Below are 22,462 nucleotides of genomic sequence, written 5' to 3' on the forward strand. Positions count from 1 at the left end.
GGCAGACGTCGTTGTCTGAAATGCGGACTTTGGCATGTCCACGCGAAACCGCAGATTAGCGGAGGCTAAGTCCGATCTGCAAGCTGCTCGATTCGAGCGCGACGAGCGGTAGCAAATCTGCGCCCGGCGTGGAGGCCGAACGCCGAGTTGCGAACATCACACCTGGCCAGGCCGCAAAACGTGCATGCCCGAACGGCCGTTCGGACTGACTGGTCCGTAGATGCTCAGCGATTGTTCGGATGCGGGCGCTATTGCGTGTGCGGATGACTATTCGGTGGGCGTTTGTGGGGGTTCGAGTCTCAGTCGGTGAGATCGATCCGGACCGTCAGAAGGTCGGTGCCGACCGCGCGGACGGCGGTGCTGTTCATCCGGGGCAGCTGCGCCAGCCGGGCCGTCGTGTCGTCGTCGGGCAGCGGGGTCGCCGTGCCCTTGTGCCACCGGCCGTGGAGCCGCAGGCGAACGGCATTGTTCGCACGGATGTTGCGGATGTAGTTCGACTTCTCCCCGAATTCGGACACCAGCCAGAACTCGGTGCCCGTGCGCCGGCCGCCGATGGGTGTGACGCGGGGCTGCCCGCTGACCCGGCCGGTGGTTTCGAGGAGGGTCTGGCCCGACAGTCGCGCGGTGAGCGGGTTGGCGACGTGCCGCTGGAACTGCATGACGATCCGTCGTTTGATCGTGCTGAGGTCGGCCATGACGAGAGCCTTCCACGTGGGGAAGGCTCTCGTCGAGCGTTCGCTACGCCGCGACGACCGTGTCGTCGTCCTGGAACGGGTCGCCGGTGCGCTCGGCGTTGTAGCGGGCTTCGTCGAGGATGCCCTCCCGCTTGGCGACGATGGTGGGGACGAGTGCCTGACCGGTGACGTTCACCGCGGTACGTCCCATGTCGACGATCGGCTCGACCGCGAGAAGCAGGCCGACGCCGGCGAGGGGAAGTCCCAGCGTCGACAGCGTGAGCGTCAGCATGACCGTGGCTCCGGTGGTGCCTGCGGTGGCCGCGGAACCGATGACCGACACCACGATGATCAGCAGGTAGTCGGTGAACGACAAAGGCACACCGTAGAACTCGGCGACGAAGATCGCTGCGATCGCGGGGTAGATCGCGGCGCAGCCGTCCATCTTGGTGGTCGACCCGAGCGGCACGGCGAACGACGCGTACTCGCGGGGGACGCCGAGATTGCGTTCGGTGACCCGCTCGGTGAGGGGCAGGGTGCCGATCGACGATCGCGATACGAAGCCGAGTTGTGTGGCGGGCCACACGCCGGAGTAGAAGGCGCGCACCGACAGTCCGTGCGCGCGGATCAGGACGGGGTAGACGACGAAGAACACGATGGCCAGGCCGACGTACACGGCGGCGGTGAACCAGCCGAGGGAGCCGATGGCGTCCCAGCCGTACGTGGCGACGGCGTTCGCGATCAGTGCCGCGGTCCCGATCGGTGCGAGACGGATGATCCACCACAGCACCTTCTGCACGATGGCGAGGAGCGATGCGTTGAACTGCAGGAACGGTTCGGCTTTCGCCCCGACCTTCAGGGCGGCGATGCCGATCGCGGCCGCGACGACGAGCAGTTGCAGCACGTTGAAGCTCAGCGACGTGGTGGCCGCGCCCTCGGTGACGGTGGTCTTCGCGTTCAGTCCGAGGAAGTTGCTGGGGACCAGTCCGGTGATGAACGCCCACCACGAACCGGTGGTGCCGGGCGCCTTCTCGGTGGCGGCGCTGACGCCGGTGCGGGCTCCGGGCTGGGTGATCGACCCGACGACGATCCCGATGATCACGGCGATGAAGGCGGTGATCGCGAACCACAGCAGCGTCTGCACGGCCAGGCGGGCGGCGTTGGCCACCTCGCGCAGGTTGGCGATCGAGCTGACGATGGCGGTGAACACGAGCGGAATCACCGCGACGGTAAGCAGTTTCACATAACTGGAACCGATGGTGTGGACGGTTCCGACGAGCCAGTTCTCGTTGCCGTCGGCGGCGAGGGGCATGGCGCGGGCGATGAGACCGAGGACGACACCGACGACGAGTCCGGTGACGATCTGGGGACCGAACGATGTGGCCCACTGGGGGATTCGGCGCCGAGAGGTGGTCTCGGCGCGCGTGGACAGCGCGGGGCTGGGCATGGGTGTGCCTTTCGCATGGGGCCGTGTGACTGCGCCCGGTGGGGCGGGTACGGCGAGAGAGAGTCCTGAGTGATGCGGTGCGTCAGCGCGAGCGCGGACAGATGGCACTCGCCTGCAGGCGGAGGTCGACGTAACGCCGAGAGGTCAGGAGCAACACTGCGGGAACATTACTCCCGGTGGTGGTGGGCGTTTTACCCCGGTTCCGCCTCGTCCGGATACCAGCGTGCGTAGACATCGGGGTGGGCGCGGGTGCGGCTCTTCCACGCGTTCTCGCCATACGTGTTGTAGAGCGGGTTCGACGGGTCGTCCTCGATTCCGCGGGCTCGCGCGGCGAGATGCGGTGGCAGGGTGATCGCCGGGACCGTGGCGTCGAGAGCGGGATTGAGGAAGTACGGGACCGACAGCCGCTCCGGCGCACCGGCGGGTGTGAGCACCCGATGCCGGGTGGCCCGGAGGTAGCCACCGGTCGCGACCTCGAGCAGTTCGCCGATGTTCACGACAAACGACCCCGCCCGGGCGGGCGCGTCGATCCAGTCGCCGTCCTCGGTTTCCACCTGCAGTCCGGACGAGCCAGGTTCGAGGAGCAGCATGGTCAGTACACCCGAGTCCTTGTGGGCGCCCACTCCCTGCTCGCCCGTGTGGTCGGCGCTCGGCCGCGCGGGGTAGCGGACCACCTTGATCAGGGTGGCGGGGGCGTGCGCGAACGCGTCGTCGAAGATCGCGGGGTCGGCGTCGAGCGACGCGGCCCAGTGCCGCAGCAGTCGCATCCCGACGTCGGCGAGCGCGGCGTCCAGCGCCTCGATCGTCTTCTCCAGGTCGGGAAGGTCGCCGGGCCACTGATTGGGCCCCTGCAGACGCAGGTAGTCGGTGGCGCCGGGGATCGGCGGTCGTTCGGGTCCGATGTCGATCTGTTCGCGCCAGTCGGTCTCGCCGTTGGTCAGCTCGCCGCCCACGCGGTTGTAACCGCGGAAGTGCGGGCTGTTCAGCATCGCGACGGCCTGCTTGGAGTCCTCGGACAGTGCGAAGAACTCCCGTGCGACCGTGAACACGCGGTCGAGCAACTCGCGGTCCACGCCGTGCCCGTCGAGGTAGAAGAAGCCCACGTGGTGGGTGATTTCCCGCAACCGTTCCCGCCCGGCCGGTGTGTCCAGTTCGGCGAGGTCGACGATGGGGAGCATCCCTCCACGGTATCCCCGGGGCGCGGCGGTGTCAGGTGTCCCGGCGGCGCTCGAGCAGGACGCTGTCGTGCCAGACGCCGTCGATCTGCGCGAGCCGTTCCCGCACCCCGACCGTCCGGTAGCCGACCGCGTGGTGCAGGGCGATGGATCCGGTGTTGACCGCCAGCACCGAGGCCTGCAGCGTCCACAGTCCCGCGAAGTCGGCCTCGTCGATGAGCCGCCGCATCAGTGCGGTGCCGACGCCTTCACCGCGGAACTCCCTGGCGGTGTACACGGAATTCTCGGCGACGCCACGGAAGCACTGTCGCGAGGAGATGGGGGAGAGGGCGGCCCACCCGGCCACCGTCCCCGACACCTCGGCCACCCACCGGTGCCCGTCCAGCCCAGCGGCAGTCCAACTCCGACCTGGTCGGGGTCACCGTGTCGAATGTCGCCCGTCGCGTCGCGATCCCCTCGGAGTAGATCCGGAGCACCGCCTCCCAGTCGGCCGCGTCGAGCCGGCGTACCGTGATCGCCTCCATCGTGGAGGTGCTGCCATGAAGTGCTGTGGCACAACGCAATCGCGGATCTGGTTCCGAAGGGACGAGGGCGAACATGGCGCCAGCTTAGCGGCTCGACCCGCCGGCGTGGGGTGCCACGTTTCGGGGCGAATGTACCTCCGGGCGCCGCGGGTGCGCCGGAAGGTACATTCGCCCGTTCGTCACCGCAGCCGGATCCACGTCGTCTTCAGCCCGGTGTACTTGTCCATCGCGTGGAGGGAGAGGTCCCGCCCGAAACCGGACTGTTTGAATCCGCCGAACGGGGTCTGCGCGCTGATGGCGTCGACGGTGTTGACGGAGACGGTTCCCGCCCGCAGTGCCGCGGAGACGCGGTGGGCCCGGTTCAGGTTCTCCGTCCACACCGATGCCGCCAGACCGTAGATGCTGTCGTTGGCCATGCGGACGGCGTCGGACTCGTCGGTGAACGTCTGGACGGTGAGGACGGGTCCGAACACCTCCTGGGTCACCACTTCGGCGGCCTCGGCGACGTCGCCGAGGATCGTCGGTTCGAGGAAGCATCCCCGGCCGTCGACGGTGGTTCGGTTGCCGCCGAGCAACACCCGGCTGCCCGGGCGGGCGCGTTCGATGAAACTGGCGACCGTCCGGGTGTGCTTCTCGTCGACGATCGCGCCCAGCGTGGACTCGGGGTCGAGCGGGTTACCCGGCCGGATCGACGACGCCCGGCGGACGAGGGCGTCGGTCACCTGCTCGGCGACCGACTCCTGGACCAGCAACCGGGAGTTGGCGGAGCACACCGCCCCCTGGTTGTAGAAGGCGCCGAACACGGCCTTCTCCACGGCCTCGTCGAGATCGGCGTCGGCGAACACGAGATTCGGGCTCTTGCCGCCGCATTCGAGCCAGACCTGCTTCAGGTTCGAGTCCGCCGCGTACCGGAGGAACCTCTTCCCGGTCTCGGTGGAACCGGTGAAGGCGATGACGTCGACGTCGGGATGCAGGCCCAGCGAGGCGCCGGCGGCGGCGCCGAGCCCGGGAAGGACGTTCAGGACGCCGTCCGGCAGGCCCGCCTCGGCGGCGAGTTCGGCCAGGCGCAGCACCGACAGCGGGGCCTGCTCGGCGGGTTTGACGATGACGCTGTTTCCGGCGGCGAGGGCGGGCGCCAGCTTCCACACCGCCAGATCGAGCGGAAAGTTCCACGGCACCACGGCGGCGACGACACCGAGCGGTTCGCGGGAGACGAGCGCGAGACTGCCCGGATCGGTGGGCGCGATCTCCCCGCCGATCTTGTCGAGTGCCTCGGCGTAGAACGTGAAAAGTGCCGCGGCCGAGGGGACGTCGACGGTCAGTGCCTCCACCACGAGCTTGCCCATGTCGAGGGAGTCGAGCAGGGCGAGCTCGTGGCGGTGCTCGAGGATCAGCTCGGCGAGCCTGAGCAGGACCTGTTTGCGGTGCGACGCCGGGCTGCGCGACCAGATGCCCGAGTCGAACGCCTCCCGCGCGGACCGGACCGCCGCGTCGACGTCGGGGGCGTCCGCGGCGGACACCCGGGCGAGGAGTTCGCCGGTCGCCGGATTGATCGAATCGAACGTCTCGTCCGATTTCGCGGGACGGAACGCGCCGTCGACGAACAGTTCGCGGCGCGGCGTGATCGTCGCGGCGAGCGCTGTCCAGTCGTCGAGTGTGGTCGGATCGGTCATCGTCATCCTCGTGCTCGAAAGTGGTGGTCAGGGAATGTAGATGGCGAACTGCTTGAGCAGCGGTTCGTCGACGCGGTACTCCCCGCGCCACCCCCTGGTCAGGGTGAACGCGTCGCCGGGACCGAAGGTGTGCGCGACCCCGTCGTCCGACGTCAACGTCACGGAACCCTCCAGGACCCGGGTGTATTCGTCGCCCGGGTAGGACTCGATGAACTCGCGGTAGGGCTCGGCGCGCCACGAGCCGACGGTGAACTTCTCGTCGCGGCTGCTCAGGTGGACCATTTCGTGTTCCAGGGGATCGCCCGCCCGGAGCGTGTCCGCGGTGACGTAGGCGCTGGGGGTCATCGCCGCGACGTTCTCGGCGCCGGTGGGGATGGGGTGTACTGCGGTCATGGCTGTGTTCCTCAATTCTGTGCGGTGGCGAACGGGGGGATCGTCAGGGTGCTGACGGGTTCGAGCGACAGGCCGGTGACTTCCCGGCGGAAGGCGACCGGGCCCGGCGCGGGCGGTTCGTCGAGTTCCTCGGCGTACCGGTGTCCGGACCAGACGGCCGCCGCGATGGTGGACGGCGCCCAGGCGTCGCCGATGCCGCGGACGCTGCGCAGGTCGGCGTCGGCCCATTCGGATTCGCGCGACTGCAGGTCGTGGAACAACCCGTCGTGCGGAAGCCGGGCGGTGACGAGGACGACGCCGTCCGCGTCGAGAAACTGTTCGTCGCCGGTGAAGGCGCACACGGTGTGGACGCCCTGCGGGGTGACTGCGGTGACGGCGCGGTTGACCTGAACGTGGACCCCGGCCTTGATGATTCGCTTGCGGATCCGGACCACTTCCATGGTGTTCGTCGTCCACTGCGACACGTGCGCGGCCGGCGTGATCAGGGTGACGTCGAATCCCTCCTTCGCCAGGAGTTCGGCGACGACCGCCCCGAGGTAGTAGTGGTCGTCGTCGAAGAGCACGACCTTGTTGCCCGCGGGTCGCAGCCCAGCCATCACGTCGTCCGGTGTCAGGACGTCGGCGCGGTCGTCGACGGGAACGGCATGGGTGTGCCACCGGCCGACGCCGTCGCGGCGCCAACTCGAACCGGTGGCGACGACCACGTGCTGGAAGTCGTTGTCGATGACGTCGTCGGCGGTCATCTCGCTCTCCATGAACACGTCGACGTTGGACAGCTTGCGGAGTTGCTGCTGCCGGTAGTCCACCACCCGGATCCAGGCGGACAGCCCGGGCAGCTTCGACTCACGGGTCACCCGGCCACCGAGTTGCCTGCTCGCCTCGGCGAGGCTCACGGTGTAGCCGCGTTGGCCGAGGGCGCGTGCGGCCTCGAGGCCGGCGGGACCCGCGCCGACCACGAGCACGTTCGACTCGCTCGACCGGACCTTGATCCGCTCCGGGTGCCACCCGCGACGGAACTCCTCGCCCATCGTCGGGTTCTGGGTGCACCGGATCGGCGACATCGTGAAGTCACCGGACACGCAAATGTTGCAGCCGATGCACTCGCGGATGTCCTCGAGGTTCCCCTCCTCGATCTTGCGGGGGAGGTACGGGTCGGCGATCGACGGGCGGGCCGCCCCGATGAAGTCGAGGATGCCGCTCTTGACCTGGTGCAGCATCGTGTCGGGTGAGGTGAAGCGGCCGACACCGACGACGGGTTTGGTGGTGAGTTGCTTCAATCCCCGGACGTACGGTTCCTGCTCCGCCTCGGGTCCGAACCGCGAGGTGACGGAGTCGTCCTCCCAGCTGCCGAGCACGAAGTCCCACAGGTCCGGGGTCTCGCCGAGCAGGCCGATCACGTCCTCGATCTCGCTGCGGGTGATTCCCTCGTCGCCGAGGAGTTCGTCGACGGAGATGCGGCACGCGACCGCGGCCTTGCCGTCGGCGACCTCGCGGGAATCCTCGAGAATCTCGCGGAGCAGGCGCACGCGGTTGGTGAGGCTGCCGCCGTACTCGTCCGTCCGGTTGTTGTAGCGGCGGGACAGGAAGTGGTGCAGGCCGCCGATCGCGTGCCCGGCGTACACGTAGACGATGTCGTATTCGGCCTTCAGCGACCGGCGCACCGCCTCCTTGTGCCAGTGCCGGAGGTCGGCGATGTCCGACTTGGTCATCGCTCTGGCCTGGACGGGGTCGTAGTTCCAGGAGACGACGGGCAGATTCTGCGGGCCGAGCGGGGTCTCGCGGCTGATCAGGTTGGGACTGTTCAGGCCGTTGTGGGCGAGTTCGATGCCGGCGAGGGAACCGCCCTCGTGGATCTTCTCGGAGATCCGGGTGAGGGCGGGCAGGTCCTGGTCGTCCCACAGTCGCAGTTCGATGAACGGGCCGATGTCCGAGGTGGGGTGGATCTCGACCTGTTCGGTGCAGACCACCGCCCAGCCGCCCTCGGCCTTGACTCGCCGCATGTAGGCCTCGCCGGAGGGGTCGCGGTAGCCCATGCCGTTGCAGTGGGGGACCTGGAAGAACCGGTTGCGGGCGGTGACCGGTCCGATCTTGACCGGTTCGAACAGGATGTCGTATCGCGAATCACGCACGGTGGGTTCCTGACTGGAGACGGAGAGTGGGCTCGCTGTGGTGGCCTGCGCACTCGGCTGGCCGGCCGTTCCACTGTCGCCGAGACGGCGATTCTTTGCGATCTGTCTCAAATAATTACCGATCCGAAGGGGAAAGTCCAGGCTTGGTCGGGTAAATTCCGCCCCGATCGCTACTTGTTTATTGATGAAGTTCATCAATAATGGTGGTTATGGCACGTCCGAAGCGGCAGGGAGTCCGGCGCAGTGAGATGGTCTCGGCGGCCACCACCGCGATCACCAAACGCGGCATGACCGGGCTGCGCATCAAGGACGTCGCGGAGGAGGCGGGCCTGTCGGCGGGTCTGGTCAGCTACTACTACCCGTCACTCGAGGATCTGCTCGTCGAGGTGCACGAGCACGCGGTCGACCGGTTCTACCGGCGCAGGCACGACGCGGTGCAGGATCTCGCCGATCCGGTCGAGCGGCTGCGCACCACGGTTCGCCTGGGCATTCCCGATGCCGCCGACGATCCGCTGTGCACGGTCCTCTACGAACTGCATCTCCACGCGAGCCGCAACGCGACGCACTCCGCACTGCTGTCGACACTGTTCGACTTGGAGGTGTCGCTGTACAGCACGGTGCTCGAGATCGGCCGGTCCCAGGGCGTGTTCACGCCGTCGATGCCCACCGAGGAAATCGCCCGCACCGCGGTGAGCCTCGAGGACGCCTACGGTCTGCACATCATCGCGCGGAACCGGCGCATCGAGCCGTGGACCGCACGCAACAGCGTCCTCCGTTACCTCGAAACCGTGCTGTCGTGCTCCATCGCCGAGTTCGCCGCGGACTAGGCACGCGTGTAGTGGTGCGGGGATTCACGAGAGCCTTGACATCTGCAGAACTGATGCACTACCCCGGATCTTTGTGCTGTACAGATTTGCCGGGTGCGGACGAGAGTAGTGACCGGCATCACTGCAACGTTGCCGCCGAAGGCCGACACTGCGCCGGCCGAAACACGGTAGCGCGCAAGCACATTCCTATCGACTCCCGCAACGAGGTGCACCGATGAGCGACAACACCCCGACCGCCCTGGCGGACGAACAGACACGACATCTGAAGAAGTCCCTCGGCCGTTTCGACATCGTCTTCCTCATCGTCGCGGCGGTGGTGTCGGTCGAGGTTCTCGGTCAGGTCTCCACGTTCGGCGCGGAGACCTTCACCTGGGCGCTGGTTCTCGCGGTGTTCTTCCTGCTGCCGTACGGTCTGATCTTCGCCGAGATCGGCAGCACGTTCACCGGTGAGGGCGGCGTCTACGTGTGGGTCCGGCGAGCGTTCGGCCGGCCACTCGCCGCCCTCGCGTCGCTGCTGACGTGGGTCACCCAGCCCGTGTGGGTCGGCGGGTCGATGGCGTTCATCGCCGCCGAGACCTGGAACCACTACGTCACCGCGTTCGAGGAGGGGTCGGTGACGGACTACCTGTTCAAACTCGTCTTCATCTGGCTGACGGTGCTCGCGGCCGTGGTGAGTCTCGCACGCGGCAAATGGATTCCGACGGTCGGCGCGTTCCTGAAGATCGTCTTCCTGCTGTTCTTTCTCGTTACCACCGGGATCTATGCCGCGAAGAACGGTTTCGCCGGCATCTCCGCGGGAGACTTCAGCCCCACCCTCACCGGGCTCCTCGGGGTGACACCGCTGCTGCTGTTCTCCTACCTCGGTTTCGAATCCGGGAACAGTGCCGCCGGGGAGATGAAGAATCCCGCCCGGGACGTCCCGATCTCGATCGCCCGCGCCTGCGGCATCGCCGCCGCGTCCTACCTGCTGCCGATCTTCGCGATCCTCCTCGTCGTACCCGCGGACGACATCACCGGTGTCGGCGGCCTCCTCGAGGCGGTCGCGACCGTGTACAGCGTCTACGGACCCGCCGCACCCGCCATGCTGACCGTGACCGGGGTGATCTTCGCGGTGATCCTGATGACCCAGGGCGCGGCGTGGATGATCATCAGCGACCGCATGCAGGCGATGGCCGCGGCCGACGGCGCCTTCTTCGGCGGGTTCTTCGGCCGATTCCATCCTCGCCTCGGAACGCCGGTGCGCGTCAACTTCCTGTCCGGACTCGTCGCCACCGTCTTCATGATCGCGGCGATGCAGATCACCGGGTCCGGCGGTTCCATCTTCGCGGTGGTGCTGACGATCTCGATCTCGACGTTCCTGCTCAGCTACCTGATCGTCATCCCGTCCGCGGTCCGGTTGCGCACCCGGTTCCCGAACGTCGCGCGGCCCTTCCGGGTGCCCACCGGGAACGTCGGCTTCCGCGTCCTCGGCTCCCTCTGCTTCGCCTGGGTGCTGCTCGGTTCCTGGGTGGCGGTGTTCCCCGGCACGCTGGAATCGGTGTTCGGCCTGGACTACGACTTCGACGAGATCTGGGGCGTGAGCCAGGGGACGTTCGAACTGTTCACCCTCGGGACGCTGGCCGTGCTCGCGCTTCTCGGCGCGGTCGGCTACGTGCGGGGCGCGTCGGTGCGGTCCGCGAGCGGCCCGCGCACCGCGCGGGAGGACGGCCCCGGATCGGAGCCGGACCCCGACCTCGTGAAGGCCGACGTCCGCTGACGGTGTCGCGGCCGCAGCCCGGGTCGTGGGTGGCTCCCCGGTCGGAGACCTGCGATCCTGGTGGCCTCAGATCCCGAGGAGAGCGCATGCAACGACGACCCGACGTGACGTTCACCCAGCTCAGGTATTTCGTCGAGGCCGCGAACTTCTCCAGCATGACGAAGGCCGCCGACGAACTGATGGTCGCGCAGTCGGCGGTCTCGTCGGCGATCTCCCAACTCGAGCACCAGATCGGCACCCAACTGTTCATCCGGCAACGGTCCCGCGGACTCGTTCTCACGGCGGCGGGGGAGGAGATGCTCCGCGACACCCGTAGCGTCCTCGCCCATCTCGGGGAGGTCCTCGACGCGGCGCGTGGCCACGAGGACAACGTCCGGGGAACGGTGCGCCTGGCCTGCTTCGTCACCCTCACCCCCTTCATCCTCCCGACGCTCATCTCGGACCTGCGCGATCAGCACCCCGACCTCGAGGTGGAGGTCGTCGAGACCCAGGCGGAGGCGGTGCGGGCGGCATTGCGGAACGGCACCGCGGAACTGGCCCTCACCTACGACCTCGCACTGGGCGAAGACATGGAGACGGAGACGCTGGGCGTCGCCCGACCGCACGTCGTCCTTCCGCCGGACCACCGGCTGGCCGGCCACGACGCGATCGCGCTCGCCGACCTCGAGGGCGAACCGATGGTGCTGTTGGACCTGCCGAGCAGCCGCGACTACTTCCTGGCCATGCTGTCGGGGTCGGGGGTCACCCCGATGGTCCGCTACCGGTCCGCGAGCTACGAAACGGTGCGTGGGCTCGTCGCCCGCGGCCACGGCTTCTCGATACTGAACCAGCGGCCCGCCGAGGGCCGGACGTACGACGGCGGGAGGGTCGCGACACTGCCGATCGCCGACGACGTTCCCGGCCTCCCCGTCGTCCTCGCCCGGCTCAAGGGTGTTCGGAGCACGGCGCGGGCCCGGGCCGTCGCCGAGCGGGCGCGGGCCGTGTTCGCGAAACAGGCACGGACGGCGGGCTGAGTCGATTGGCGTACGACGAAAATCCAGGACGATGTGGTCACTGCCCTCGATCTGGTGGCGACGCGTCACCACCAGATGATGGGGCCTCGAACCGTCACGGGGTCGTTCGCGCGGTCCCTTCGGTCGGGGCCGGGCGACGTCTACCCGCCGCGCTTGCGTCGGAACGACGCCCGGCCGTTGCGGCGCAGCAGTGCGACTGTGGCAGCAAGGCGACCTCGATTCGGATCGGGTTCGAGTCCGGCGCCCACGCGGTGAAGCTGGTCGGTGTGCCAGCCGAGGTCGAGGACCCCGTCGAGCGCTTTGATGTCGACCACCTTTCCCAGGACACTGCGCATCCCGTATCGCAGCTGGTGCGTCGTGAGGGAATCGGCGCGTCTAGTGAGGATGGCGGCCGCGGCGTCGGTCGTCGTCGCCGAGGGCCGGCCGAGGCCGACGACGTCGCACTCGCCGGCCCGAACCGCCTCGTCCATCGCCGCGCGAGAGCGGAAGCCGCCGGTCACCGCCACCGGGATGTCGCCCACGAGGCTGCGGACCGTGCGGGCGTACTCGAGGAAGTAAGCCTCACGGGCGCGCGTACTGGCCGTAGCCGAGCCCATCATGGCCGGTGATTCGTAGCTGCCGCCGCTGACTTCGATCAAGTCGAGGCCCTCGTGCGCCAACGCCGCCACTACGCCGCGAGACTCGTCCTCGGTGAATCCGCCGCGTTGAAAGTCGGCCGAGTTCAATTTGATGCCCACGGCGAATCCGGGCGAGACCCGCGTACGGATACGGCGGACGACCTCGAGGACGAAGCGCATCCGCCGCTCGGGGTCGCCGCCCCAGTCGTCGTCGCGCCGGTTCGACAAGGGGGAGAGGAACTGCGCGACGAGGTAGCCGTGCGCGCCGTGCACCTGTACGCCGTCGAACCCCGCGGTCTCACAGACCGCGGCTGCGGTCGCGAAGCGCTCGATGATGTCCTCGATCTCGCCGGGCGTCAGCTCCCGGGGTGTGGCGGCACCGGGAATGTTCAACGGAACCGGGCTGGGGGCGACCGGCGTGTGGCCGAGCGCCAGCGGGTTCGACTGGCGGCCGGGATGGTTGAGCTGCACCCAGATGGGGACACCGGCGTCCTTGGTCGACTTGGCCCAGCGGGTCAGCGCGTCGAGGCCGCGTTCGTCCTCGATGACGATGTTGCCCGGTTCACCGAGCTGGGTGCGGTCGACCATGACGTTGCCGGTGACCAGTAGACCGTAACCGCCCCGGCCCCAGGTGGTGTAGAGCTGCTCGAGCCGTTCGTCGGGTAAATTCTGTCTGTCTCCGAGGCCTTCGCTCAAGGCGGCCTTCATGATTCGGTTGGGAAGTATCTGGCCGCAGGGCAATGGCAGCGGGTCGTGGAGCGAAGTCATCGGGGCGTACCTTCCTGAAAATGGCATCGGTCACGGCGCTGCGGTGGCCGTGGCGTGGGTAGCTCGCAGTGTGGCCTTGTCGATCTTGCCGACGGCGTTCTTGGCGATGGCGTCGACCACGAGGATGGTGGTGGGGCGTTTGTAGCGGCTGAGTTTGTGCGCACAGAGTTCGGTGAGGGTGGTGGTCTCGACGGTCGCGCCGGGTCGAGGTTGGACGTAGGCGACGACGACCTCCCCCCAGATGTCGTCGGGTACTCCGATCACGGCGGCTTCGAGAACCGCCGGGTCACCGGCGAGCACGTCCTCGATCTCCTTGGGGTAGATGTTCTCGCCGCCACGGATGATCATGTCCTTCGACCGCCCGATCAGGGTCAGGTAACCGTCCGCGTCGAGGTGGCCGACGTCCCCGGTGTGGAGCCAGCCGCCGACGAGGACGCGGGCGGTGTCGTCCGGCCGGTCGAGGTAGCCGCGCATCACATTGGGGCCGCGTACGACGATCTCTCCGTCGACGCCCGGTTCCACCTCGGTGCCGTCGTCGCCGAGGATCCGAATCTTTTGACCGGGGAACGCAATCCCCACCGTTCCCGGTCGGCGAGGACCTTCGACGGGGTTGAGGGTGGTCGCACACGTTCCTTCGGACAGCCCGTAGCCCTCGACGAGGGGGAACCCGTATCGGGCCTCGAACCGGGTCAGCAACTCGGCCGGGGCGGGCGCGGCGCCGCAGATCCCGAACCGCACCGACGACGTGTCGGGTCGGACCTGTTCCGGGAGCGCTGCCAGCATGGAGTAGATCGTCGGCACCGCACTGAAGAAGGTGGGGCGTTCGTCCTCGACGAGGTCGAAGAAGGTGCGGGGGTCGAACCGGCCGGCGATGACCACACTGGCGCCGGCGAGCAGCGGCGTCAGGACGCTGACGACGATGCCGTTGACGTGGAACAGCGGCAGGATCAGCAGGCACCGGTCGGTCGTACCCAGCTGCAGCGCCTCGGCCCCCATGTGTGCCATGGCATCGATGTTGGCGTGGTCGAGCATCACGCCCTTGGGTACTCCGGTGGTGCCGCTGGTGTAGATGAGCAGGGCCGGCGCGGAGGAGTCCGGCTGTGGGGTCGGATCGGACTCCCGCGGGTCGTGGTAGAGGTCGCCGACGGCGAGAGTGGCGACGGAGCCCCCGGGTGCGTCGTCCTCGATGATCAGCAGCCGTGCGCCGGAGTCACCGAGTTGTCGATCGACCTCGGTGTCGGTCAGGCTCGGATTGACGGGGGTGATGGTGGCGCCGATCCGCCAGGTCGCGAACAACAGAATCACGAACTCGATCCGGTTCGTCAGCTTCAACGCCACGACATCTCCGGGACCGATTCCCAGGAGACGGAGATGCCGAGCTGCCGCGCGGACACGGTCCAGAAACTGTGCGTTGGTGAGCGACTGAGCGGCGTCGGAGGCTGCGGGTTCGTGCGGGTCGGTTTCGGCGCGGCGGTCGGGCAGCGAGGCGAAATTCATGGAGGGCGTACCTACCTTCGAGGCGGGGCGATTCGACCAGGGGTGGCTGGGGCGGGCGCCGGGGTGAGGTGGCGGGTGAGGAATTCGATCTGGTCGCGGACCAGCTCTTCGAAGGGTTCGCCGAGGTAGAAGTCGAAGTGCCCGGCGTCGTAGGTCTTGATCTCGCCCCGGGGTGCGGTTCGTGCATAGCGCAGCGTCTGGGCGGGCGGGGTGACGGTGTCGGTGTTGCTGACGCAGAACAGGATCGGGGTTTGGATCTTTCTCACAGCCCGCCCGGGCCGGTAGGTGATCAGGCTCGGGACCACCCGTGCCGCGACCTCGTTCCGGAAGGTCGTATCGGGCGGCACGATCGCCTGGTAGCCGGGAAGCGCGTCCGGGGCGTTCATCAGGGCCAGTGAGCCGGGGGCGCCGGCGAGGGGGATCATCGCCGGCGCGGCACGGCGGGCCCGGGCGGCGAGATCCCGGGCGATCACGGGCATCACCTTCAGGGAGGCGGCTGGGCCGAGCGCGAGTGCGGAGGCGAGCCCGTCGGTGAACGGGCACTGGGATACCGCTGCGCGTAATTCCGGGTGGTGTGCGGCGACAGTGATGGCGTGGCCGCCGCCGAAGGAGCTGCCCCAGACCGCGATGCGGGTGCCGTCGAGGCCGGGACGCGCCTTCACCCATGCGATGGCGGCATCCCAGTCGGCGAGTTGCTTCTTGATCGACAGCAGTTGGCGCGGTTGGCCGCCGCTGTCGCCGAAGTGCCGGTAGGTGAAGGCGAGGGCGGCGATGCCGGCCTTGGCGAACCGCTCGGCGAACGCGTCCAGGCGCATCTCGCGGGTCGCACCGAGGCCGTGCCCGAGGACGACGACGGGCGGGGAGGTGACCCCGGCGGGGAGGTAGAGCCACGCGGCGCAGGAGCTGTCGCCGGAGGAGAAAAGGACATCGTGGCGGGTGAAGGGCTTCTTGCCGGCCATGGCGGGTCTCACTGTCCGTTCGTCGAGCGGCGGCCGGGCACTCGACCTGCTGCGAGTGCCTGCTTGTAGGTGTCCGGGTTGTAGAGGGGGAGTTCGCCGGTGGCGTCGATGGTCTCGAGGTAGTCGAGCATCAGTTGCTGACCGTCCTCGGACTGGTCGGTGCCGAGGAATTCGGTGCGCTCGACGTGCAGGCCTTCCGCGAGCGACATCGAGCCACCGAAGTATACCGACCGCTTGATCGCCGCGACGGCCTCGCGTGGCCGCAACCCGAAGTATTCGGCGAGTTCGGTTGCCCGCGTGAGGACATCGCTGGTCGGGACGACCTCGTCGACGGCGCCGTTGGACAACGCCTGGGCGGGGGTGAACGGCTTGCCCTCGAGGATGGCGACCAGGGATCGGTGGGTGCCGATCAGCCGGGTCAGGCGCTGGGTGCCGCCGCCGCCGGGATTGATTCCCAGGAGAATCTCCGGTTGGCCGATGAAGAAGTCGCCGTCGGCCATGACCCGTAGATCGCATGCCCAGGCGAATTCCGCACCGAGACCGAGAGCCGAACCGTTCAGGGCCGCAACGAAGATGACGCCGCTGGCGTTCATTTTCAGGAACGTCGCGTGCAGGCGGTCGAGTTGGACGGCTCCCCACAGCGGGGTCTTGCGCACGACCGGCTCGAGCGCGCGGGCGCGATCGGCACCCCGGGCCACCCGCGCAACCGCGGCGGCGCCGCGTCGGCCCAGCGGCGGAATGGCAGCGCCCTCTTCCTGGAGCCACCGCACATCGGCGTGGCTGACGAACCGGCCAGGACGGGCCCCGGTGAACACGACCGCTCGGATGCCCGGATCGTGGTCGACGCGGTCCACCAACTCGTCGAGCCGGCGGGCGATGTCGAGACCGAACAGGCTGTGCGGGCCGCCGTCGACCCGCACGATCAGCACGCCCCCGCGGTCCTCGACCTCGAGGTGGCCCTTGGCTTCGTATGTCATGAGAATTCTGCTTCCGTGAGTTCGGAGGAAGTGGCAACCCCTGCGGAACCGCGAGTCGCTGTAACTTCGTTATACGGCTACTATAACTACGTTATATGGAGGTGGCAAGGATCACTTCCGAAGGGCGCCGTCTCGGATCGAGGCAGCTGTGGATCAGGTGGAATATGGAAGACGAATCGGCGGGTCCGGTGACGCAGAGCGTTCCGGAGCGGCTCATCCAGGCCACGGTCGGCCTGCTGGCCGAGCAGGGGCCGTCCGCGATCAAGGCGCGGACGGTGGCGTCGGCAACCGGGTTGTCGACGATGGTGCTCTACAGTCACTTCGGAGGGGTTCCCGAGCTCATCCGTGCGGTTGTCGACCATGGCTTCACCGAACTCGGCACCGCATTCGGCCAAGTGCCGGTGACGAAGGATCCGATCGCGGACCTGTTCGCTCTGGCCTTGACGTGCCGGCGAATCGCGCGAGAGAACCCCCATCTCTACGACCTGATGTTCGGGCTGTCCACCCGCGCGACCTACCGACCGCTCGATTCGGACGTCCGGTTGAGTGGGCATTCGGCCGCCTTCCGTATCGCTCACGCCCACGTCACAGACGCGTGCGCCCGGCTGGTGAGCTCCGGCAGGGTCCGGCAGCAGGAACCCACGGTCATCGCTGCCCAGTTGTGGAGTTTCGTGCACGGTTACATCACCCTCGAGTTGGGTGAGCACTTCATCGAATTCGACGATGCGGTTCTGCAGGTGCTGCTGCCCATGGGGGTCAATTTCGCTGTCGGACTGGGCGACACCCGCAAACGTGCGCAGGCCTCACACGAACGGGTCCTGCGCGAGTACGACTCGATCCGTCCGGTGGCCGACAGTTCGGCGGGCGCCTGAGTCTAAGCTCGTATGCCGGCCGAATAGGTGCGGCGGGACCGTTGCGCTCCTTGAATAACGAAGTTATAGTCGGGCCATGAAACGAAATCTCGTGGGCCGGAAAGTAATCGTCACCGGAGCCGCGCGTGGCATCGGCGAACAGGTGGCCCGCCTTGCCTCGGCGCAGGGTGCTCGTGTCGCTTTGATCGGACTCGAACCCGACCGGCTACGCGCCCTCGCCGACGACCTCGGTCCCTCCGCGCACTGGTGCGAAGCGGACGTGCGGGACAGTGCGGCGCTGCAGTCTGCGATCGACGAGTGCGCAGGCGCCATGAACGGTGTCGACCTGGTCGTCGCCAATGCGGGAGTGGTCGCCTACGGGACGGTGCGACACGCGGACGAGACGTCCTTCGAGCGGGTCATGGATGTCAACGTGAACGGCGTCTTCCGCACACTCAAGCACGCGACACCACACCTGGAGCGCAGCCGGGGGCACGTGCTGATCGTCGCATCCGCGCTGTCCTTCACCGCGATCGGCGGCATGGCCTCGTACGGTGCCAGCAAAGCCGGAGTCGAGTCGCTCGCACTCGCCTATCGTGCCGAGGTGGCCCACCTCGGGATCTCGGTCGGCCTCGTCCATCCGTCCTGGATCGACACCGACCTCGTGCGGGGTGCCGAGGTCGACATTCCCTCGTTTCGGCAGATGCGCAAGCGTCTGCCCTATCCGGGCAACGTCACCACCGATGTCGGCCGAGCAGCCGCTGCCATCGTGGACGGGCTCGCGCATCGCCGCAGCCGTGTCTATGTGCCACGGGCCGTCGTCGTCGCCAATTGGGCCAAGGCGCTGCTGAATTCGCCGCTCGTCTGGCCGTGGACGCGCCGGTTCGCCGCCGCGACGGTGCCGTCCCTCGAGACCGAAGTCGCCGCGTTGGGCCGCAGCGACCAACTCGTTCCCGGCGTGCAGCCCCAGCCGACAGTAGACAGGGAAATATCATGAAAGCAGTCGTTCTCGATCGCTACGGGAACAATGACGGCGTGCGGGTCGGCGAGATGCCCGAGCCGGAGTTGCGCGACGATGACGTCCTGGTCCAGATTCATGCCGCGAGCGTGAACCCTCTGGATCTGCGAATCCGAGACGGAAAACTCAAACCGATTCTCCCGTATCGCCTGCCGATCGTCCTGGGCAACGACCTGGCCGGCGTCGTCGTCCGAGTCGGCCCCGGCGTGCGGCGATTGAAGCCCGGCGACGAGGTTTATGCGCGGCCCGCGCAGGAACGCATCGGCACTTTCGCGGAGTTCCTGTCCGTGAACGAGGACGACGTGGCGATCAAGCCCCGCGAACTCACCATGGAAGAGGCGTCTTCGGTTCCGCTGGTCGGCCTGACTGCGTGGCAGGCTCTGATCGAGAACGCGAACCTGCAGGCTGGACAGAAGGTTCTCATCCACGCGGGCTCCGGCGGCGTGGGCACGTTCGCGATTCAGCTGGCGAAGCATCTCGGTGCGACGGTGGCCACGACGACGAGCACCGCGAACGCCGAGTGGGTGAAGCGTCTGGGTGCGGACATCGTCATCGACTACAAGAAGGATGATTTCGCGGAGATCCTGCACGACTACGATCTGGTCCTCGATACCCTCGGCGGGGAGACTCTGGAGAAATCGCTGCGTGTTCTCGGGCCCGGCGGTAAGGTCATCTCGGTTGCCGGTCCGCCCGATCCCGCGTTGGCGAGAGAGGCAGGATTGAACTGGATCGTGCAACAGGTGATGTGCCTGATGAGCTTTCGGATCAGACGGAAAGCGAAGCAGCGCAAGGTGACCTATTCCTTCCTCCTCATGAAGTCGAGCGGTCGCCAATTACGCGAACTTGCCTCCCTCATCGATGCCGGCGTCATCCGTCCGGTGGTGGATCGAGTCTTTCCGTTCGAGGCGACGAAAGAGGCTCTGGCCTACGTCGAGCAGGGGCGTGCAAAAGGCAAAGTCGTCGTCAAGGTCAGGTGAGATCCCAGTCCCGGCCGGATCCGGGACCGGGTGCGTCGTGTGCCGTCTTGCCGACGAACGCGTCGGCACCACGTCACTGCGGTCCTCGACGACTGGGACCCGCGGGTCATCGACGGCATCGGGGAACGCACCGAAGGACGGATCGAACCGACGTCACCACGGAGCGTCGCAGGCACTCGAATTCCTCAGATGACGCGGTACTAGAACCCCCACCCCATCTGGGCGTCGCGGTCGGAGTCGAACGCGTGCTCGAACCGGTCGAGGACGTCGGGGTCGGCGGCCCACAGCCGGTTCGCGGCCGCGAACGTCCGCGCCCGGTGCGCGCCGAGGTACAGGCTGCCGAGCACGTCCAGGTCGAGCAACACCTGCGGTGCGGCGTCGGTCCGCGTGCACACGGCCTTGCCGTCCCGGACGGTGAGGGTGAATCGGCCACCGGAGTTCAGGAACCCGTCGTCGACCTGGACCACGACGTCGAGGTCGCCGCGGAACGTGCGGGCCTCCAGCGCGGCGGGGACGTCCATGATCCGCACCCACAACTCGTCGTGACGCGAGGAGGTGCGCACGAGCCGGCCGTCGGTGAGCAGATGGGGCAGCGGATCCTCGGGGGTGAGGTTCGCTTCGATGCGGCGCACGAGGTCGAGGCCGAGCATCGCCCGCCACAGCGCGGCGTGGGCGTCGCCGGTGACCGTGCGGATCTCCTCCACCCGGGCGAACGATCCGTTGTCGCCGGAGGCGCGGCGGTACAGCACATAGCCGTCGTCGTGGACCATTCCGAACAACGCTGTGCCGCCGCCCCGCTCGCTCTCGCGGTCGGCGAAGATCCGGTTCCACACGATCTCCGGCCGCACCTGCGCGCCCGGTGTCACCTGCTGCCAGCGGTGGTAGACGTCCGTGAACGCGGGCCTTGTCTCCGCGGGATGGACCATCCGCACTCCGCCGGGATCCGGTGCTTTCGGGTGCGGGACGGCGAACCGGCGGTCGATACTCACCGTCGACTCGACCGTCGCGGGTCCGTACCCGAACCGTCCGTAGATGCCGCCCTCGCTGGCGGTGAGAATCGACAGCGGCACGCCCGACGCCCGGATCCGCGCGTGGTGTTCGGTGTACAGCGCGCGGAGAACGCCGCGCCGCCGGTGGGTGGGCGCGACCGTGACCGCGGTGACGCCCGCCGCTGCGACGCTGCCGCCGCCGGGAACGGTGACCGTCATGGGAATGTCCATGGTCGCGCCGACGACCTCGTCGCCGTCCAGTGCGATCACCGGCGGTTCGCCGCTGACGAGCTGCCTCCAGTGGGCGGTGAATTCCTCCGTCTGCGGTGTCACGAAGCAGATCTCGTTGAGCACGACGATCCTCGGCCAGTCCTGCTCGGTCGCCGTTCTGATCGTGATTCCGCCGGTGCTCGTCATGGTTCGACCCTGGCACACCCCGCGTGGACTCGCAGCCGAATTTCTGCGCCCGGCCTTGACCGGACCCGGGTCATCGGAGAGTCTGAGGATCCGGGCCGACGGGTGAGGGGGACGTTGTCACGATGCCGAAGGACCACACCTCCTCCGCGCCACGCCGAGTGCTGCGCCTGCGCCGGGAGTCCCAGGGATTCATCATCGGCTCCTTCCTGTTCGGACTCGCGGCCACGCGGGTGTACGGCGACGCCGTCGGACCCGAACTCGACAACATCACCTACTTCGTCGGATCGTTGTTCTTCACCATCGCCGGATTCGTCCAGTTGTCGCTCAGCGGCAGACCGGTGCCCGGGGCGGAATCGCACCGGATCGAACGCTACGACTGGTGGGCCGCGTTGATCCAGTTCGTCGGCACGCTCCTGTTCAACGTGAGTACCGCGGTCGCGCTGATCCAGGGGCTCAACGTCGAACAGGACCGGGTGTGGGGGTGGAGCCCCGACCTCTTCGGATCGACGGCGTTCCTCGTCGCCAGCGGTCTGGCGGTGGTGGCCACCACCGATACCGACAAACTGTGGGATCCGCATGCTCGCAATTGGCGCAGCACCTGGCTGAACATGATCGGGTCGGTGGCGTTCGGGGTGTCCGCGATCGCCGCGTTCATCGTGCCCGGCACCGACGCGCTGGAGAACGCGGCGATTGCCGACCTGGGCACATTCGTGGGTGCCGTCTGCTTCCTCGTGGCCGCGCTGCTGATGCGCCCGCCTCACCCCAGATATTCGCCGAACCAGGCGAGCACGCGTTCGTAGGCCTCGGCCGCCGCGGTCGCGTTGTAGCGGGGCCCGGTGTCGTTGAAGAACGCGTGATCGGCACCCGGAACGGTGACTATCTCGTGCGGCAGCCCCGCCTTCGTCAGTGCCGCGGCGGCGGCGTCGCGGGACGCGTTCACCCTGGCGTCCAGCTCCGCGTAGATGGCGAGGACCGCGGCCTTCGACCCGGAGAAGTCCGCGCCCTCGGGCAGGGGTCCGTAGAACGGGACGGCCGCGGCCAGCCGCGGTTCGCCGGACGCGAGGAGCTGCCACACCATGCCGCCGCCGAAGCAGAACCCGACCGCCGCCGTCTTCTTGTCCGGTACCCGGCGACCGAGTTCGTCGACCCCGGCCTTCATGTCGCCGACGAAGCGTTCCGGCGGCACGGTGGCCAGCGCGGCGGTGGCCTGGGCCTGGTCGGTGAACGTCGCCGTCCCGCCCTCCTCGGACAGCAGGTCGACGGCGAGTGCCGAGTAGCCGGCGCCCGCGAATCGGCCCGCCACCGAGCGGATGTGATCGGTCAGGCCCTTGTTCTCGTGCACCACGAGCACCGTCCCTCGGGGGGTGGCCGCTTCGGCCCAGGCGCCCTGCAGGACCCGCCCGTCCGGGCCCGCGAACGTCACGGCCTCGGTGCTCACGGCGTCGGCCGTTCCGGGCGGCGGGGGTGTCGCTTCACCGGGTGTCACCGGCGCCGACGTCGACGACTGCTCGTCGTTGCCGGTGGAGCACGCGGCGAGCAGGGAGGTCGCCGCCGCCACCCCGAGGCCGATGAGACCGAGTCTGCGCAGCGCCTCCCGGCGCGTCAGCAGCCCGTCGGCATGGTCGATTGCGATCTCTTCGGCTATGTAGCGCTGCAGTGGCGTCATGATCGTCCCCGTCCGCATCGGCTGATGTAGGAATTATCGCTGGTCCGAACGCTGCGGGTCACCCGTTCGCGCTGCATCGATTTTCGTTATGCAGTGATCCACTTATCTGTGTTGT

20 protein-coding genes are annotated in these 22,462 nt (G+C 67.9%); 7 read left to right on the forward strand and 13 right to left on the reverse strand.

From position 1 onward, the window contains the following. Nucleotides 1–299: 299 nt before the first annotated feature. The 7 genes from CA951_RS38505 to CA951_RS38535 form a co-directional block, all read right to left on the reverse strand. A complete protein-coding gene (locus CA951_RS38505; protein ID WP_087561871.1) occupies nt 300–695 on the reverse strand; it encodes a nitroreductase/quinone reductase family protein in 396 nt (131 codons plus the stop codon). A 43-nt stretch (nt 696–738) separates the two neighbouring features. Then, nucleotides 739–2,121 carry a dicarboxylate/amino acid:cation symporter gene (locus CA951_RS38510; RefSeq protein WP_087561872.1) on the reverse strand — a complete coding sequence of 461 codons (1,383 nt, stop codon included), beginning with the start codon at nt 2,119–2,121 and terminating at the stop codon, nt 739–741. A 191-nt stretch (nt 2,122–2,312) separates the two neighbouring features. Next, on the reverse strand, nt 2,313–3,299 hold the full coding sequence (locus CA951_RS38515) for an isopenicillin N synthase family oxygenase (RefSeq protein WP_087561873.1): 987 nt from the start codon (nt 3,297–3,299) through the stop codon (nt 2,313–2,315). A 31-nt stretch (nt 3,300–3,330) separates the two neighbouring features. Continuing rightward, nucleotides 3,331–3,654: a GNAT family N-acetyltransferase gene (locus CA951_RS38520; RefSeq protein ID WP_256974260.1), complete on the reverse strand. Its 324-nt coding sequence runs from the start codon at nt 3,652–3,654 to the stop codon at nt 3,331–3,333. 345 nt (nt 3,655–3,999) lie between these two features. Beyond that, nucleotides 4,000–5,493 carry an aldehyde dehydrogenase gene (locus CA951_RS38525; RefSeq protein WP_179220481.1) on the reverse strand — a complete coding sequence of 498 codons (1,494 nt, stop codon included), beginning with the start codon at nt 5,491–5,493 and terminating at the stop codon, nt 4,000–4,002. 27 nt (nt 5,494–5,520) lie between these two features. Further along, nucleotides 5,521–5,886 (reverse strand): cupin domain-containing protein, encoded by a 366-nt coding sequence (locus CA951_RS38530; RefSeq protein ID WP_087561875.1) that lies wholly within the window; start codon nt 5,884–5,886, stop codon nt 5,521–5,523. An 11-nt stretch (nt 5,887–5,897) separates the two neighbouring features. Continuing rightward, entirely contained in the window at nt 5,898–8,015 is a 2,118-nt protein-coding gene (locus CA951_RS38535) for an FAD-dependent oxidoreductase (RefSeq protein WP_087561876.1), read from the reverse strand. 209 nt (nt 8,016–8,224) lie between these two features. Between CA951_RS38535 and CA951_RS38540 the strand changes: the two genes are divergently transcribed. From CA951_RS38540 to CA951_RS38550, 3 genes are all read left to right on the forward strand, one after another. Continuing rightward, nucleotides 8,225–8,842: a TetR/AcrR family transcriptional regulator gene (locus CA951_RS38540; protein WP_256974261.1), complete on the forward strand. Its 618-nt coding sequence runs from the start codon at nt 8,225–8,227 to the stop codon at nt 8,840–8,842. A gap of 214 nt (nt 8,843–9,056) precedes the next feature. Beyond that, nucleotides 9,057–10,598, forward strand: coding sequence for an APC family permease (locus CA951_RS38545; protein WP_087561878.1), 1,542 nt, complete (start codon nt 9,057–9,059; stop codon nt 10,596–10,598). 86 nt (nt 10,599–10,684) lie between these two features. After that, nucleotides 10,685–11,611 (forward strand): LysR family transcriptional regulator, encoded by a 927-nt coding sequence (locus CA951_RS38550; protein ID WP_072944066.1) that lies wholly within the window; start codon nt 10,685–10,687, stop codon nt 11,609–11,611. Nucleotides 11,612–11,751: 140 nt separating this feature from the next. On the opposite strand, the gene CA951_RS38555 is transcribed toward CA951_RS38550, so the two are convergent. Genes CA951_RS38555 through CA951_RS38570 form a run of 4 tightly spaced genes read right to left on the reverse strand, consistent with a single transcriptional unit; the run spans nt 11,752 to nt 16,429 of the window. Then, complete coding sequence (locus CA951_RS38555; protein WP_087561879.1) at nt 11,752–12,996, reverse strand: NADH:flavin oxidoreductase/NADH oxidase family protein; 1,245 nt, start codon at nt 12,994–12,996, stop codon at nt 11,752–11,754. A 30-nt stretch (nt 12,997–13,026) separates the two neighbouring features. Further along, nucleotides 13,027–14,493 (reverse strand): class I adenylate-forming enzyme family protein, encoded by a 1,467-nt coding sequence (locus tag CA951_RS38560; protein ID WP_087561880.1) that lies wholly within the window; start codon nt 14,491–14,493, stop codon nt 13,027–13,029. Between the two features lie 11 nt (nt 14,494–14,504). Further along, on the reverse strand, nt 14,505–15,452 hold the full coding sequence (locus CA951_RS38565; protein WP_087561881.1) for an alpha/beta hydrolase: 948 nt from the start codon (nt 15,450–15,452) through the stop codon (nt 14,505–14,507). Between the two features lie 8 nt (nt 15,453–15,460). Next, on the reverse strand, nt 15,461–16,429 hold the full coding sequence (locus tag CA951_RS38570; protein WP_087561882.1) for an enoyl-CoA hydratase/isomerase family protein: 969 nt from the start codon (nt 16,427–16,429) through the stop codon (nt 15,461–15,463). Between the two features lie 164 nt (nt 16,430–16,593). Here CA951_RS38570 and CA951_RS38575 point away from each other — a divergent pair, with 164 nt between their 5' ends. From CA951_RS38575 to CA951_RS38585, 3 genes are all read left to right on the forward strand, one after another. Next, nucleotides 16,594–17,301: a TetR/AcrR family transcriptional regulator gene (locus tag CA951_RS38575; RefSeq protein WP_087561883.1), complete on the forward strand. Its 708-nt coding sequence runs from the start codon at nt 16,594–16,596 to the stop codon at nt 17,299–17,301. A gap of 76 nt (nt 17,302–17,377) precedes the next feature. Next, entirely contained in the window at nt 17,378–18,277 is a 900-nt protein-coding gene (locus CA951_RS38580) for an SDR family oxidoreductase (protein WP_087561884.1), read from the forward strand. Then, a complete protein-coding gene (locus CA951_RS38585) occupies nt 18,274–19,275 on the forward strand; it encodes an NADP-dependent oxidoreductase (RefSeq protein WP_087561885.1) in 1,002 nt (333 codons plus the stop codon). Before CA951_RS38580 ends, CA951_RS38585 begins: the two co-directional genes overlap by 4 nt. Before the next feature lie 200 nt (nt 19,276–19,475). Here CA951_RS38585 and CA951_RS38590 read toward each other — a convergent pair whose 3' ends face one another. Beyond that, complete coding sequence (locus tag CA951_RS38590) at nt 19,476–20,681, reverse strand: enhanced intracellular survival protein Eis (RefSeq protein ID WP_087561886.1); 1,206 nt, start codon at nt 20,679–20,681, stop codon at nt 19,476–19,478. 122 nt (nt 20,682–20,803) lie between these two features. Here CA951_RS38590 and CA951_RS38595 point away from each other — a divergent pair, with 122 nt between their 5' ends. Continuing rightward, nucleotides 20,804–21,481, forward strand: a complete 678-nt coding sequence (locus tag CA951_RS38595) for a hypothetical protein (RefSeq protein WP_087561887.1) — start codon at nt 20,804–20,806, stop codon at nt 21,479–21,481. Here the strand turns inward: CA951_RS38595 and CA951_RS38600 are convergent. After that, nucleotides 21,439–22,347: a dienelactone hydrolase family protein gene (locus tag CA951_RS38600; RefSeq protein WP_087561888.1), complete on the reverse strand. Its 909-nt coding sequence runs from the start codon at nt 22,345–22,347 to the stop codon at nt 21,439–21,441. The two genes, CA951_RS38595 and CA951_RS38600, sit on opposite strands and share 43 nt — an antisense overlap. Between the last annotated feature and the right edge of the window lie 115 nt (nt 22,348–22,462).

It is taken from the genome of Rhodococcus sp. NCIMB 12038, assembly GCF_002165735.1.
Classification (GTDB): Bacteria; Actinomycetota; Actinomycetes; order Mycobacteriales; family Mycobacteriaceae; genus Rhodococcus_F.

Excerpts from the sequence above, each read along its gene's own strand:
- CA951_RS38505 (WP_087561871.1), bottom strand. The coding sequence starts at position 695 with ATGGCCGACCTCAGCACGATCAAACGACGGATCGTCATGCAGTTCCAG.
- CA951_RS38510 (WP_087561872.1), bottom strand. The coding sequence starts at position 2,121 with ATGCCCAGCCCCGCGCTGTCCACGCGCGCCGAGACCACCTCTCGGCGC.
- CA951_RS38515 (WP_087561873.1), bottom strand. The coding sequence starts at position 3,299 with ATGCTCCCCATCGTCGACCTCGCCGAACTGGACACACCGGCCGGGCGG.
- CA951_RS38525 (WP_179220481.1), bottom strand. The coding sequence starts at position 5,493 with ATGACCGATCCGACCACACTCGACGACTGGACAGCGCTCGCCGCGACG.
- CA951_RS38530 (WP_087561875.1), bottom strand. The coding sequence starts at position 5,886 with ATGACCGCAGTACACCCCATCCCCACCGGCGCCGAGAACGTCGCGGCG.
- CA951_RS38540 (WP_256974261.1), top strand. The coding sequence starts at position 8,225 with ATGGCACGTCCGAAGCGGCAGGGAGTCCGGCGCAGTGAGATGGTCTCG.
- CA951_RS38545 (WP_087561878.1), top strand. The coding sequence starts at position 9,057 with ATGAGCGACAACACCCCGACCGCCCTGGCGGACGAACAGACACGACAT.
- CA951_RS38550 (WP_072944066.1), top strand. The coding sequence starts at position 10,685 with ATGCAACGACGACCCGACGTGACGTTCACCCAGCTCAGGTATTTCGTC.
- CA951_RS38555 (WP_087561879.1), bottom strand. The coding sequence starts at position 12,996 with ATGACTTCGCTCCACGACCCGCTGCCATTGCCCTGCGGCCAGATACTT.
- CA951_RS38560 (WP_087561880.1), bottom strand. The coding sequence starts at position 14,493 with ATGAATTTCGCCTCGCTGCCCGACCGCCGCGCCGAAACCGACCCGCAC.
- CA951_RS38565 (WP_087561881.1), bottom strand. The coding sequence starts at position 15,452 with ATGGCCGGCAAGAAGCCCTTCACCCGCCACGATGTCCTTTTCTCCTCC.
- CA951_RS38570 (WP_087561882.1), bottom strand. The coding sequence starts at position 16,429 with ATGACATACGAAGCCAAGGGCCACCTCGAGGTCGAGGACCGCGGGGGC.
- CA951_RS38575 (WP_087561883.1), top strand. The coding sequence starts at position 16,594 with ATGGAAGACGAATCGGCGGGTCCGGTGACGCAGAGCGTTCCGGAGCGG.
- CA951_RS38580 (WP_087561884.1), top strand. The coding sequence starts at position 17,378 with ATGAAACGAAATCTCGTGGGCCGGAAAGTAATCGTCACCGGAGCCGCG.
- CA951_RS38585 (WP_087561885.1), top strand. The coding sequence starts at position 18,274 with ATGAAAGCAGTCGTTCTCGATCGCTACGGGAACAATGACGGCGTGCGG.
- CA951_RS38590 (WP_087561886.1), bottom strand. The coding sequence starts at position 20,681 with ATGACGAGCACCGGCGGAATCACGATCAGAACGGCGACCGAGCAGGAC.
- CA951_RS38595 (WP_087561887.1), top strand. The coding sequence starts at position 20,804 with ATGCCGAAGGACCACACCTCCTCCGCGCCACGCCGAGTGCTGCGCCTG.
- CA951_RS38600 (WP_087561888.1), bottom strand. The coding sequence starts at position 22,347 with ATGACGCCACTGCAGCGCTACATAGCCGAAGAGATCGCAATCGACCAT.